This window comes from Pseudomonas sp. MPR-R2A5, assembly GCF_058793055.1.
Genome location: NZ_JBXAFK010000032.1, coordinates 16,935 through 30,521 on the forward strand (window position 1 = coordinate 16,935; position 13,587 = coordinate 30,521).

The 13,587-nt window shown below is 61.0% G+C and carries 14 protein-coding genes; 9 read left to right on the top strand and 5 right to left on the bottom strand.

All coding sequences use genetic code 11. The annotated features are described in order from the left end of the window. Window positions 1-65 precede the first annotated feature (65 nt). From ada to AC1Q6I_RS21755, 8 genes are all read left to right on the top strand, one after another. Window positions 66-1,118, top strand: coding sequence for a bifunctional DNA-binding transcriptional regulator/O6-methylguanine-DNA methyltransferase Ada (gene ada / locus AC1Q6I_RS21720; protein ID WP_102625025.1), 1,053 nt, complete (start codon window positions 66-68; stop codon window positions 1,116-1,118). A gap of 201 nt (window positions 1,119-1,319) precedes the next feature. Beyond that, window positions 1,320-2,378 carry an NAD(P)H-dependent flavin oxidoreductase gene (locus AC1Q6I_RS21725; RefSeq protein ID WP_102625024.1) on the top strand — a complete coding sequence of 353 codons (1,059 nt, stop codon included), beginning with the start codon at window positions 1,320-1,322 and terminating at the stop codon, window positions 2,376-2,378. Window positions 2,379-2,544: 166 nt separating this feature from the next. Beyond that, complete coding sequence (gene modA, locus AC1Q6I_RS21730) at window positions 2,545-3,264, top strand: molybdate ABC transporter substrate-binding protein (protein ID WP_370531124.1); 720 nt, start codon at window positions 2,545-2,547, stop codon at window positions 3,262-3,264. Then, window positions 3,265-3,945, top strand: coding sequence for a molybdate ABC transporter permease subunit (gene modB, locus AC1Q6I_RS21735; RefSeq protein ID WP_024075652.1), 681 nt, complete (start codon window positions 3,265-3,267; stop codon window positions 3,943-3,945). Then, window positions 3,945-5,030: a molybdenum ABC transporter ATP-binding protein gene (modC, locus tag AC1Q6I_RS21740; RefSeq protein ID WP_024075653.1), complete on the top strand. Its 1,086-nt coding sequence runs from the start codon at window positions 3,945-3,947 to the stop codon at window positions 5,028-5,030. The genes modB and modC overlap by 1 nt, the downstream gene beginning before the upstream one ends. Before the next feature lie 79 nt (window positions 5,031-5,109). Next, the gene (locus AC1Q6I_RS21745) at window positions 5,110-6,159 is read left to right on the top strand and encodes a DNA topoisomerase IB (protein WP_024075654.1); all 1,050 of its coding nucleotides are present in this window, start codon (window positions 5,110-5,112) and stop codon (window positions 6,157-6,159) included. A gap of 123 nt (window positions 6,160-6,282) precedes the next feature. Then, the gene (locus tag AC1Q6I_RS21750) at window positions 6,283-7,905 is read left to right on the top strand and encodes an ABC-F family ATP-binding cassette domain-containing protein (RefSeq protein WP_102625023.1); all 1,623 of its coding nucleotides are present in this window, start codon (window positions 6,283-6,285) and stop codon (window positions 7,903-7,905) included. A gap of 69 nt (window positions 7,906-7,974) precedes the next feature. Continuing rightward, window positions 7,975-8,679, top strand: a complete 705-nt coding sequence (locus tag AC1Q6I_RS21755; RefSeq protein ID WP_102625022.1) for a YoaK family protein — start codon at window positions 7,975-7,977, stop codon at window positions 8,677-8,679. A 154-nt stretch (window positions 8,680-8,833) separates the two neighbouring features. Here AC1Q6I_RS21755 and AC1Q6I_RS21760 read toward each other — a convergent pair whose 3' ends face one another. After that, window positions 8,834-9,187: a hypothetical protein gene (locus AC1Q6I_RS21760; RefSeq protein ID WP_024075657.1), complete on the bottom strand. Its 354-nt coding sequence runs from the start codon at window positions 9,185-9,187 to the stop codon at window positions 8,834-8,836. Window positions 9,188-9,296: 109 nt separating this feature from the next. On the opposite strand from AC1Q6I_RS21760, the gene AC1Q6I_RS21765 reads away from it, so the two are divergent. After that, window positions 9,297-9,536, top strand: a complete 240-nt coding sequence (locus AC1Q6I_RS21765; RefSeq protein ID WP_024075658.1) for a hypothetical protein — start codon at window positions 9,297-9,299, stop codon at window positions 9,534-9,536. 175 nt (window positions 9,537-9,711) lie between these two features. On the opposite strand, the gene AC1Q6I_RS21770 is transcribed toward AC1Q6I_RS21765, so the two are convergent. The 4 genes from AC1Q6I_RS21770 to AC1Q6I_RS21785 form a co-directional block, all read right to left on the bottom strand. Continuing rightward, window positions 9,712-10,023, bottom strand: a complete 312-nt coding sequence (locus tag AC1Q6I_RS21770; RefSeq protein WP_102625021.1) for an AzlD domain-containing protein — start codon at window positions 10,021-10,023, stop codon at window positions 9,712-9,714. Next, the gene (locus tag AC1Q6I_RS21775; protein ID WP_024075660.1) at window positions 10,020-10,715 is read right to left on the bottom strand and encodes an AzlC family ABC transporter permease; all 696 of its coding nucleotides are present in this window, start codon (window positions 10,713-10,715) and stop codon (window positions 10,020-10,022) included. The genes AC1Q6I_RS21770 and AC1Q6I_RS21775 overlap by 4 nt, the downstream gene beginning before the upstream one ends. 104 nt (window positions 10,716-10,819) lie before the next feature. Next, window positions 10,820-13,171 carry a dermonecrotic toxin domain-containing protein gene (locus tag AC1Q6I_RS21780; protein WP_146015750.1) on the bottom strand — a complete coding sequence of 784 codons (2,352 nt, stop codon included), beginning with the start codon at window positions 13,169-13,171 and terminating at the stop codon, window positions 10,820-10,822. A 145-nt stretch (window positions 13,172-13,316) separates the two neighbouring features. Further along, window positions 13,317-13,532 (bottom strand): hypothetical protein, encoded by a 216-nt coding sequence (locus tag AC1Q6I_RS21785; RefSeq protein WP_024075662.1) that lies wholly within the window; start codon window positions 13,530-13,532, stop codon window positions 13,317-13,319. Window positions 13,533-13,587 lie beyond the last annotated feature (55 nt).

Below are 13,587 nucleotides of genomic sequence, written 5' to 3' on the forward strand. Positions count from 1 at the left end.
AGCTTCAGAGTGCCAGGCCGAGGCGTCCCGACTAATCTGGCGGTGACCCGTCAGGAGTGCAGGCAATGATCAATCCACAAGACCCCCGCTGGGCAGCCATCCTGGCCCGTGACCCCGAGGCCGACGCGCTGTTTGTCTACGGCGTGAAGACCACCGGCGTGTATTGCCGCCCCAGCAGCGCTTCGCGTTTGCCGCGCCCGGAAAACGTCGAATTCTTTGACACCGCGCAACAGGCCGAAGCGGCAGGCTACCGGCCCAGCAAGCGTGCCGCCGGCGATCAGACGCAACGGGCCGCGCATCACGCCCGCCTGGTGGCCGACGCCTGCCGGCAGATCGAGCAGGCCGACACCGCGCCAGGCCTGCAGCAACTGGCCCAGCACGCCGGGTTGAGCCCCTTTCACTTCCACCGGGTATTCAAGTCCGTCACCGGCCTGACCCCGAAGGGCTACGCCAGTGCCCATCGCTCGCGCAAAATCCGCGATGGGCTCAAGGATCAGCGTTCGGTCACCGACGCCCTGTATGACGCCGGCTTCAACTCCAACAGCCGCTTCTATGAATCTGCCAATCAGTTACTCGGCATGAGGCCAAGCGACTACAAGGCCGGCGGTACCAACAACGCGATTCGTTTTGCCGTTGGCCAATGTTCGCTGGGCGCGATTCTGGTTGCGCAGAGTCATCGCGGCGTCTGCGCGATCCTGCTGGGCGACGACCCAGACAAGCTGGTACGCGACCTGCAGGATCAATTTCCTAAAGCCGACATCATCGGCGCCGATCGCGATTTCGAACAATTGATCGCGCAAGTAGTGGGTTTTATCGAAGCGCCGGCCCTGGGCCTCGACCTGCCATTGGACCTGCGCGGCACGGCGTTCCAGGAACGGGTATGGCGGGCCTTGCGCGACATTCCGCCGGGCAGTACCGCCAGCTACGCGCAGATCGCCCAGCGGATTGGCGCGCCCCAGTCGTTTCGGGCGGTGGCCCAGGCCTGTGGGGCCAACAGCCTCGCGGTGGCCATTCCCTGCCACCGCGTGGTGCGCAGTGATGGCGAACTGTCGGGCTACCGCTGGGGCGTGGAGCGCAAGCGGCAACTGCTGGAACGGGAAAGCCCGACAAAAGCCTGACGGATGCCGATGTAGATCAACGCCAGGTCCTGCGCCTGGCAAGCCTCGACCTTGCCGGCCACTTTGCCCCGCAGATCTACGCCATCGACTGATGACAGCGCACGAAATACCCGCTTCGTCCAGTGAATAAAACAGACTGGCCGGGTGCCAAGGGCCCTGCTAAAACAGCGCACAGTCCTACTGACGCTGGAGACGCATCCTATGAGCACCTGGCCAGACACCCGTATTCTCGACCTGTTGGGCATTGACGTGCCCATCATCCAGGCACCCATGGCCGGTGCCACCACCCCGGCCATGGTCATCGCCGCCAACCAAGCCGGCGCGCTGGGCTCGATGCCTGCCGCGGCGCTGAGCACCGAGCAACTGCGCGAAGCCTTGGCCACTATCCGCCAGGGCAGCACGCGGCCGATCAACGTGAACTTTTTCTGCCATCAGCCGCCATTGGTCGACGACGAGCGTGACCGTCAATGGAAGCATCTGCTGGAACCCTACTACCGCGAACTGGGCGCCGACTTCGATGCGCCGACTCCCGTGTCCAACCGTGCGCCGTTCGACGACGCGGCGTGCCAGGTCGTAGAAGCATTTTGCCCCGAGGTGGTGAGTTTTCACTTCGGCCTGCCGGAAAAAGCGTTGCTTGACCGGGTAAAAGCCACGGGGGCCAAGGTGCTTTCCTCGGCCACCACCGTCGAAGAAGCCGTGTGGCTGGAACAGCAGGGCTGCGATGCAATCATTGCCATGGGCCTTGAAGCGGGCGGGCACCGTGGGATTTTCCTGAGCGACGACCTCAACACCCAGATTGGCTTGATGGCACTGGTGCCGCAGATTGTCGACGCGGTCAGCGTGCCGGTGATTGCGGCCGGGGGTATTGGTGACGCGCGTGGCATTGTGGCGGCGTTCGCCCTGGGTGCTTCTGCCGTGCAAATGGGCACCGCCTACCTGTTCACGCCCGAAGCGAACGTCAGTGCGTCCCACCATCATGCGTTACGTCATGCCCAGGCCAGCGAAACTGCACTGACCAACTTGTTCACCGGCCGGCCGGCGCGTGGCATTGTCAACCGCGTCATGCGTGAACTGGGGGCGATCAACCCGCTGGCTCCGGCGTTTCCGCGGGCTGGTGGGGCCTTGATGCCACTCAAGGCCAAGGACGAAGCGGGCTTCAGCAACCTGTGGTCAGGCCAAGCGCTGCGGCTGGGCAAGGATATCGGAACCTTTGAGCTGACCCGCGAACTGGCCAGGCAAACCCTGGCGAAGCTCAAGTAGAAGCAGGCCTGTGGCAACTTTGCACTGTACCGGCAATGGCCAACCGCTATATATTCCCATACATAGCGGTTAAGCCTTCAACCTATAACGAGCCGTACACGTCCCAAGGAGCTGCTTCATGATGATTCGCGCCGCACGCCTGGCCCCAACCGCCCTGGCCACCCTGATGGCTGCCTTCGCCGTGGGTTCGGCCCATGCCGATGAAGTGCAGGTGGCCGTGGCCGCCAACTTCACCGCACCGATCCAGGCAATTGCCGCTGACTTCGAAAAAGACACCGGCCATAAACTGGTCGCGGCCTATGGCGCCACCGGGCAGTTCTACACCCAGATCAAGAACGGCGCGCCGTTCGAGGTGTTCCTGAGCGCCGACGACACCACCCCGAAAAAACTCGAAGACGAAGGCGCCACCGTCAAGGGCTCGCGCTTCACCTACGCGGTGGGCACCCTGGCGCTGTGGTCGGCCAAAGCAGGCTATGTGGACGCCAAGGGCGAGGTCCTGAACAAGAACGACTTCAAGCACCTCTCCATTGCCAACCCGAAAGCCGCGCCGTACGGCCTCGCTGCCACCCAGGTGCTGGCCAAAGAAGGCTTGACCGAGAAGGTCAAGGACAAGATCGTTGAAGGCCAAAACATCACCCAGGCCTACCAGTTTGTCTCCACCGGCAACGCCGAGCTGGGATTCGTCGCCTTGTCGCAGATCTATAAAGACGGCAAAGTCACCAGCGGGTCGGCGTGGATTGTCCCCGCGTCGCTGCACGACCCAATCAAGCAGGACGCGGTGATCCTCAACAAAGGCAAAGACAGCGTCGCAGCCAAGGCACTGGTGGAGTACCTGAAAGGGCCAAAAGCCGCTGCCGTTATCAAATCCTACGGTTATGAGCTCTAAATGCCACTTTCGAGTGCCGATTTTTCCGCTATCTGGTTGACCATCAAGCTGGCCTCACTGACCACCGTGATCCTGCTGGTCATCGGCACTCCGATTGCCCTGTGGCTGTCGCGCACCCGCTCCTGGTGGCGCGGCCCCATTGGTGCGATCGTCGCCCTGCCGCTGGTGCTGCCGCCCACGGTCATTGGCTTCTACCTGCTGTTAACCATGGGGCCCAATGGCTATTTCGGCCAGTTCACCCAATGGCTGGGCCTGGGCACCCTGACCTTCAGTTTCGCCGGGTTGGTGATCGGTTCAGTGATCTATTCCATGCCGTTTGTGGTGCAGCCGTTGCAAAACGCCTTCTCCGCCATCGGCACACGCCCGCTGGAAGTGGCTGCGACCTTGCGCGCCAATCCCTGGGACACGTTTTTCACGGTGATCCTGCCCCTGGCACGCCCGGGATTCATCACCGCGTCGATTCTCGGTTTTGCCCATACCGTCGGTGAGTTCGGCGTGGTGCTGATGATCGGCGGCAATATCCCGGACAAGACCCGGGTGGTCTCAGTGCAGATCTACGACCATGTCGAAGCGATGGAGTATGCCCAGGCCCATTGGCTGGCCGGTTCCATGGTGATCTTCGCGTTCCTTGTATTGCTGGCGCTCTACTCCAGCCGTAAAACCAAGATGGGCTGGAGTTGATGTCGATGATTAATGTGCGCCTGCATCTCAAGTACGCCGCGTTTGCGCTGGAGGTGGACCTGCATTTGCCCGGTCGCGGCGTGACAGCCCTGTACGGGCATTCGGGTTCCGGCAAGACCACCTGCCTGCGTTGCATCGCCGGGCTGGAGCGCGCCAAGGACGGGTTTGTCCAGGTCAACGATGAAATCTGGCAGGACAGCCGCAGCGGGCTGTTCGTGCCGCCGCATAAGCGCGCGCTGGGTTATGTGTTCCAGGAGGCGAGCCTGTTTGCGCATTTGTCCGTGCGGGCCAACCTGGAGTTCGGCCTCAAGCGCATCCCTCGCCAGGCGCGGCGCGTTGACATGGCCCAGGCCACGGACTTATTGGGTATCGGGCATTTGCTCGAACGTCATCCACAGCACCTGTCCGGGGGGGAACGCCAGCGCATTGGCATCGCCCGGGCATTACTGACCAGCCCCAAGTTACTGCTGATGGATGAACCGCTCGCGGCGCTCGACAGCAAACGCAAGGGCGAGATCCTGCCGTACCTGGAGCGCCTGCATGACGAACTGGATATCCCGGTGCTCTATGTCAGCCACGCCCAGGACGAGGTGGCACGCCTGGCCGATCACATCGTATTACTCAGCGAAGGCAAAGCCTTGGCCAGTGGCCCCATCGGTGAAACCCTGGCTCGCCTGGACTTGCCCCTGGCGTTGGGCGACGACGCCGGTGTGGTGATCAGCGGCACCGTCAGCGCCTACGATGAGCATTACCAATTGCTCACCCTGCAATTGCCCGGCAGCGCCTTGCGCATGCGTGTGGCCCATGCACCGCTCGCACTGGGCAAGGCCCTGCGGATCAAGGTGCAGGCGCGGGATGTCAGCCTCAGCCTGCAAGGCGAAGAACCCAGCAGCATCCTCAACCGCCTGCCGGTGACGGTTACCCAGGAAATTTCAGCGGATAACAGCGCCCACGTGTTGGTGCGCCTGGATGCTGGCGGCACGCCGTTGCTGGCGCGGATCACCCGTTTCTCCCGCGACCAATTGCAACTGCACCCTGGGCAGATGCTATGGGCGCAGATCAAGGCGGTTGCCGTATTGGCATGACAAACCTTTTTGGCACGACCGCAAAACCCTGCGGTCAATCAGACATACCGGCCTGACTGATTGCCAAGGACCCTGCGCCATGCCCGATTCTGCGTTGCCCGCCGACCTGCCCCACGACCTGCATTATGTTGATGACACGCAGCCAGGCATTCGCCGTAAAAAGCTGCGTGGCAAATTCCAGTACTTTGATCCCCAGGGCAAGCGCATCACCGATCCCGAAGACATCAAGCGCCTGAACGCCCTGGCCGTACCGCCCGCCTATACCGATGTATGGATCTGCGCCGACCCGCGCGGCCATCTGCAAGCCACCGGCCGCGACGCGCGCGGACGCAAGCAGTACCGCTACCACGCACGCTGGCGTGAAGTACGCGACACTGACAAATACGCACGCCTGCAAGCGTTCGGCGAAGCCCTGCCCAAACTGCGCAAGCAGCTGCAAGCGCAACTCGCCGAACCGGGGTTCACTCGGGAAAAGGTGCTGGCCACCGTGGTCATGCTGCTGGATGCCACATTGATTCGGGTCGGTAACACCCAATACGCCCGTGCCAACAAATCCTACGGGCTGACCACCCTGCGCAACCGGCATGTGGACATCAAGGGCAGCGAGATCCAGTTCCAGTTTCGCGGCAAGAGTGGTGTCGAGCATCAAGTCAGCGTCAAGGACCGACGCCTGGCCAGCGTGGTCAAGCGCTGCCTGGAGTTGCCGGGGCAGAACCTGTTCCAGTACCTGGACGAAGACGGTGAACGCCGCACTGTCAGCTCCCATGACGTCAACGCTTACCTGCACAGCCTCACCGGCGCCGACTTCACCGCCAAGGACTACCGCACCTGGGCCGGCACCGCCATGGCGCTGGCGGTCCTGCGCGAACTGGAGTGGCAACCGGAGTCCGACGCCAAACGCCATGTGGTGGCGATGGTCAAGGACGTCGCCAAGCAACTGGGCAACACGCCGGCGGTATGCCGCAAGTGTTATATCCACCCGGCGGTGCTTGAGCATTTCAGCCTCGGCCAGCTATCGAAACTGCCCAGGCCGCGGGTACGCAAGGGCCTGAAAGCCGAGGAAGTCGCGCTGGCGATGTTCCTGGAACAACTGGCTGCCGACTTGCCGGACAAGGCCAAGGTAGGCTAGCCTCTGCCTCCCTTCCAACTCACGGGACGACCGCCGACGTGAATCACTAAACCTTCCAAAATGTATCTGCAACGAGCCGCCTGGCGCGCTTGTTGGCCTGTCGACATTTTTTTGGAGGTGCTGATGACTGACGTCAACCGGCTGCCCGTGCTTGTATCCCTGCAACACCTGTCCTTCCAGTTCGCCCATGGCGAAACCTTGCTGGAAGACCTGAACCTGTCCATCGATCACACCCCCACCGGGATAGTTGGCCGAAATGGCTGCGGCAAAAGCATCCTGGCGCAATTGATCGCCGGGGTTCTGCGCCCCTCCTCCGGGACACTCAAGGCATACGCCAGCGTGGCCTACGTCCCGCAGGCCCTGGCCATCCGGGCTGGAACAACCGTGGCCGATGTCACGGGCACCGCTCCAGTATTGGCCGCGCTTGCACGCATGACCCAAGGCCAGGGGCAAAGCGATGACCTGGAACTGATTGACGAGCGCTGGGGCCTTGCCGAACGCCTGCGTACAGCCCTGGATGCAGCCGGACTGCACGGCCTCGACTTCAACGCCGCAGCCGATCGACTCAGCGGTAGCCAGTTGGCCAGAGTCGCGGTGATCGGCGCCCTCCTGGCGGCGCCGCAGTTGCTGGTACTGGACGAACCGACCAACCACCTCGACAGCGCCGGTCGCGAGTGGCTGCTGCAAGCGCTGCACGACTGGCGCGGCGGCCTGGTGGTGGTCAGCCATGATCGGCAACTGCTCGACAGCCTGGGCCGCATCATCGAACTCTCGCCCCTCGGCGCTCGTGTGTATGGCGGCAATTACCAGGCCTATCGTAAACAGCGCGACACCGAGCAACACGCCGCCGTCTCGGCCTGGGAACACGCCCGCCTGGAACGCAGCCGCGAGCGTGGGCGCCTGCAAAATGACCATGACAGCCTGCAGCGCAGCGCCGCCCGTTCACGCAAGCATGCCGAGACCGCCAACGTCGACCGCTTCACCAAGGCCCGCTGGAAAGGCGCGGCGACGCAAATCGTCAGCAAGCTGCGCAGTGCCCATCAGGCCTGCAAGAACGAGCTGGATGCGCAGGTGCGCCACGCCTACGAACGGGTGGCGCAACAGACACCAACGTTGCTGGCCTTGCCGGATTCGGCAGTCCCCAATGGCCGGCAAGTCGTGGCCCTGGTCGAGGCCCGCCTGCCGTGGGTGGATCAGCCGGCGATCACGTTCAGCCTGGCGGGCCCCGTGCGCGTCGCCGTGCGTGGGCCGAACGGTTGCGGTAAATCCACCTTGCTCAAGCTGCTGGCGGCCCAATGGCAGCCGGTCAGTGGCGAATGCTCAGTGCCGGTCCCGTGTGCCTACATCGATCAGCACCTGGCATTGCTGGACGACCAGCGCTCCATCATCGAGCAACTCAACCTGCTCGACACACCGCTGGCGGAAGCCGACGTGCGCACCCGCCTGGCCCTGCTGCAACTGGATGCGGTGCGGGTGACACGACCGACGGGGCACCTCAGCGGCGGCGAACGCTTGAAGGCCGCGATGGCGGTCGCCCTGTGGCGGCAAGTCCCGGCGCAACTGCTGTTATTGGACGAGCCGACCAATCACCTGGACCTGGAGTCGGTGCTCGCCTTCGAACAGGCGTTGAAAGGTTTTAATGGGGCGATCGTCGCGGTGTCACACGACGCAGCCTTTCTGCAGGCCATCGAGCCCACCCACTACTTGACCTGGCGAAACGAGGGTTGGCGACTGGAGGGTGTCTGAGATCATTGCGCGGACGCACAAAGCGTCCTACGGTAGTGGCCGGATAATCTCACCGAGGAACCCGGCCCCATGCTGCCTTCATCCCGCAAGCCTTACACCAACGCCGCACTCGCTCACCGAGAGCGATGGCGCGGCCGAGTCGGCTTGATGCTGGTCGCCAGCCTTTCGGTGCTGGCGGGTATGACGGACGCCATTGGCTTCATGGCCAGCGGCGACTTTGTTTCGTTCATGAGCGGTAATACCACGCGCCTGGCGGTAGCGATCAGCGAGGGGGACCTCGGCCTGACCGGGCGCCTGCTGTTGCTGGTTGCCACCTTTATCGCTGGCAACGCGTTGGGGGTGGTCGTCAGTCGCGTCAGTCAACGCCATGCCCTGCCTTTGCTGTTGTGCATCGCGGCCCTGCTCTGCGGCGGTGCGCTATGGCCGTTTGCGGAAATGTTGCCGGCGTTGCTGGCGGCGATCGTGGCCATGGGCATGCTCAATGCGGCGGTCGAGGAGGTCAACGGCTTGCCGGTGGGTCTCACCTATGTCACCGGGGCGCTTTCACGCTTCGGGCGCGGGCTGGGCCGCTGGATGATGGGAGAACGGCGCAGTGGCTGGCGCGTGCAATTGATCCCGTGGACGGGGATGTTTGTCGGCGCGGTGCTCGGGGCGCTGCTGGAGCACCAGCTGGGCCTGCGTGCGCTGTTGGTCAGCGGTGCCCTGGCGGCATTCCTGGGGGTGGTGACGTTGAAGATCCCCCGCCGCTGGCACCTGGGCTATATGCCTCGTTGAAGGCACGCGCCGATGCAAAGGGTGCCCGCCCGACGTTGGGCCTCGACATCCGTGTACTGGCAAAGAGCCATCACGTCGAGCGAGCGAGTGAATCATAAGGCAATGCCCAGTGGCTGTCCCGCCGGGCATTTCCGAAAACGGCTAAGGCAACGGATTACAGACAGGTCGCGAGAGCGGCCAACCGGCGCTTGGCTGGCATATCGTCCTGGGCGGCGAAGTAATTGATGGTGGAGCCGGCACCGGCAGTGCGCACATCCACAAAGTAATCGCCGCCGGTGGTGTAGACCGTGAAACCTCCGGCCTCGGTCGGCTCCTTGAACCCGCCGGCATCGACGCCGAACACGCTCTCGTCCTGCCAGCCGAACTGGATGCATTGAGCAACCACCAGGGCGGCCTTGTCCGAAGCCAGGGTCTTGTAGGGTGTACCGGCGCGCGCCGTGTTCATCTTCGAACCTGCGCAACCGCCGAGCATCGCCAGCACCAATGCGCCCACTACTACCTTCCGCATGCCATTGCCTCCTTGAAAAAAACGCGACTCTACCATTAGCAGGCGACACCCAAGGATTATTACGTCACCCTGTCGCCTACTTGCGAGTTCGCTTCTACCTGGAAAACCGATGACACCCAACGCCGAACACTACAACCCGTCCACCGATTACGCCGACAAGCTGATCAGCCGCATCGGCCAGACACCCACCTGGATCGCCAAGCGCATCGGTGTCACCGACAAGCGCATTCGCTACATTCTCGATGGCGAGCGCACGGTCAAAGGCGAAAGCACGCCAATCCAGATGACTTACACCGAGCAATTCGCCCTGGAGTGCCTGGCTGCCGAGGCGCAGTCCAGGAAGAAATGACCAGGCGCCGGTTTTAGCCTAAAGCGCCGTCGCAGCCCCGCCCAGGGCTGCTTTGCTGTCAGCCGTATGAATTTAGTTTCACTGTGAAGGAAGACCGTGCCACCCATACTGGCCAAGCTCATTTTTAGAAGTCTCCCTTCTGCCCGCCCTCCCGCGGGCTTTTTTTGCCTGCGTATCAGAGCCACCAGCGAAACAGATAGAACAACGCCATGCTCAGCAGCACCGTGAGCAGCACGTTACGCGTCCAGAACATCAGTGCGACCGCGCAGACTCCGGCCAACAGGTAAGGATTGGCCGGGCTCAGGTTGAGCTGGTGGTCGGCGAGGAAAACAATCGGCCCGCAGATCGCCGTGAGCATGCCCGGCACGGCAAAACCGAGAAACTCCCGTGCGCCACGGTTGAGCCGTACTGGCAGCCGCGGCTCGAGAAACAGGTAGCGGTTGAGAAACACCACCAGCCCCATCGCCACAATCATGAGGTAGATCATCGCTGCCCTACCCCCAATCGCTTGCAGGCAAACCCTGCACTCATACCCAACACACCGGAAACCACCACCGCCGACTCCCAGTGCAAGTAACTCAGCCACACCGAGCACAGCAGCGCAACCGCGACACACACCACCGTCGGCACGTCACGAACCACCGGTGTAATCAAGGCGATGAAGGTGGCGGCGATAGAAAATTCGAGCCCGAGCTGATCAAGCCCGGGAATGCTCTTGCCGAGCACGATGCCGACCAGGGTGAACAGGTTCCAGACGATATAGAACGTCAGGCCCACCCCCAGGGCGTACCAGCGGTTGAACGTCTCACGGTCATAGTGGTTGACCAGCGCGAAGAACTCATCGGTCAGCAAAAAACCCAGGCTCATGCGCCAGCGCGTGTTCAGCGCGGATAACGTCGGGCGCATGTGCATGCCGTAGAGCAAATGCTGGGAGGTCAGCAACAGCGTCGTCAGCACGATCGACACCAGGCTGGCGCCGCTCTTGACCATGCCGATGGCCACCAACTGCGCGGCCCCCGCAAAGACAATCGCGGATAAACCCTGGGCTTGCAGCGGCGTAAATTGCGCATCAATGGCCATGGAACCGGCGAGCAGTCCCCACGGCGCACAGGCCAGGGATAACGGAATGACGGCGATCGCGCCACGGGCGAACGCGTAATGAGGCAAGGCAGTAGGCATGAAGGCAGCTCATCGACAGACAGTCGACAAGCATGCCAGCGTACTAATCAGGTTGTCTTGAACGATATTGCACGGGCCCCGCCGTCCTTGCCTCTACGGCGGCCCTAGAGTGCCGGCATCGACGCTGCGGCCACAGCCTGTTTAGGGTTTTCCGACCGTGGAGGAAAATGCACAGGTTCATAACTGAAATTTTTGTATTTTTCGTAATCCTTACTGTCAACGTCGGAAGCATAGGGATTTTTTTTGATCACTCGATGCCGGCGCTCGGCAGGCAGTACATCATCGAACTGCACTAATTTTTTGCTTCGATCCGACGATGCAAAAACAGCCTCGATATCGTCCAGCGTGAACTCAGCATTGACTCTGTTTGCATAAGCCTTAACCGGAACCCCGACGTTCGCCTGAAACTGCGCAGCAAAAGAACGCTCTCCGCCGGCCCCCGAATGGCACATCAACAAACGTATATTTGCGTATTTATCGGTGGGCACGTTGTTATCCCACAGCATCTCCGTCAACTCGTCGGCGTCATAACTCACGTCATTGAGCACCATATTCGCCACCGGCTCTGCGCCGTCGTCTGCGAGCATGCCATGGGCCACGATATTCAGTCGCTCCGCTCCGTTATAAGTGTCCACAAAGGTAAAAATCAGGTCGTTTAATTTATTCAGGTCCCTGGGCTGCTCATTCAGCTTGATACGTTTGGCGTCCTCCGAAGGGTGCGATTCATCAAGGCGTACACGTTTATTATCGCTGGTGGATGGCGCATCCCCGGACAACTCGACAACATCGGTGGTCTGCGCGACTTCATCGCTGTCAAATACCGCCTCGAACGCCAAGAGTTTCTTGTTCTCGCCAGCCGCTTTTTCAATCGCATCCGGTAACTTTCCAAGGCCGCTGACGGAAAGGCCAGGCAAGCGCGCAGAAGCATGAAAAACGCTCGGCACGGCATTGAGCAGACCGAACACTGTGCGATCCGTGGCCGTTGATTTGCCATGCACCGCATCATCAACACCTACGCCGATTTCAGTGGCTCCAGCGGCGACGTAAACGGCCTCAGCGGCAATCGCTACTTCTGGAACGACCATTGCCAGTGGCGTCAGCATGAGCGCGGCCGTGGTCGCGGCCTCGGCAAGCGTGGTCAGGCGGCGCTTGAGCACATCGGCGTTGGTGACAATCTCATGGTCGGCGTCTGCATAGGAGCGTGCCTTTTGTCGCAGCGTCATGGCGCGGAACGGATCATCGCTCACAGGTTCTGTGGTGATATAGGCCTGCGGGTCCCATCCATTGGGTGCTTCAAACCCCCACTTATTGGGCGTTTTTGCCTCGGACCAGCCGCCCAGCCCCTTAAGCGCTTGTTTGACACCGTCCGAAAACACCTTGTCGTCTTGATCGTTTTCTTTGAAATGCGTACTCAACTGCGCTCGTTTGTTCGGATCGGCCGCCTGATCCGCCAACCAGCCTTTCATCTGCGCAACGCTGTCAAATCGATGAATCGGTGAGGAGTTTCCGGGGATATACAGCAGCGTGTGATTGATTTTCTGGCCTTTGCCATTCATGCGCGGGCGCTTGTCAGTGACGTAGACGAGATCGGTGGAAGGACTGCCGTCAATGGACAACAGGCCGGTTTCAAGCGTGGCGTCCTGGCGAAACGGCGCCTTCAGGTCAGCCGCCGTCATATCGCTCAGACGGCTGCCGACACCAAACCCTGCGGCGCGCATGGCGAGGCTTGCTTCATAGTTACTGAGGCTGCCTTCTTTATGCTGGATCTGTGCCGCCGCGGCAAAAGCAAACTTGCTGCATTGCGTATATTTATCTTCATGGGCAGGCCAAAACTTATCCAGGTGGGCCTTGTAGGGCTCACTGAGTTCGGTCTGCCGCAACAAGTCCCGGAATGCCTGCGGCGTATGGTGTAGCGTTTCATTCGCATGATAAGTGTGCTGAGCGTTGGGATCGAACAGCGGAATAATATATTCGTGAGCGCCCGCGTAATCCGCAACATGCTGGCGCTGCTGGATGGCCATCGCCAACGGCGAATTCTCTTCTACCAGGTCGATAACTTTACGCCACCATGGCTTTTGCACCTTGGCCGTTTCATCGTCCGGATTTTTGTCGCGCATGTTTGTAAGGGCAGCCTCTGTCAGCGTGCTGCTGTTCAGTAACTTACCCCCCGCCGGCTTGGGCTGACCGAGGTGATAATTGAACGTTGCGATACGCGCGACATCAGGGTCTATCTCTATTTTCCACTGACTCTTGAGTGCGGCCGCGATAAGAGCCGAAGTGTTTTGTGCGGGGGTAAGAAAACTCGACGTTATCGCCTTCACATAATCCCTGAGTTCAGGCGTAACAAGGGGAGATTGCAAGCGGACGGTTTTTTTAACACCTTCAGTACGGGGTATCGAACCTGATGCAGGCCCTGGCGGTTGTTGCGCAGGGCTGTTGACTTCGTTGCGACGCACCGTTGCGTCAAAATACGAGCCTATGACTCTCGGCGGTATCATATTAGGGCCTCAGGTTGTCAGGTCTATGATTGCTTCCTGACCCTGAGTAGAGATTCCCCCTTCAGGCGTTCCTTTGAGTTGTTTTCCTCATGTGATCGTCGGCTCAAGCCAGTCTGACCGATACCTGCTCCACCGAATCCCGCGCTTCACGCAGTTCGTGGGCGTCCTGGTTGAGCCGATGGATCGTATTGAGCAGGCGCTGGCGCAGCACTTCATCGCTGAGTTTTTCGACCGCGCGCATCAGGTCGAATGCCGCGGTTTCGTTATTTTCCGCGACGGAATCCAGGGTCTTGCGCAGGTTGCGAGTGGCACGGGTCACGCGAGGTATTCCTTCATCGGCAATAGCAGGCACTTTAGGACATTCATGTTTCATT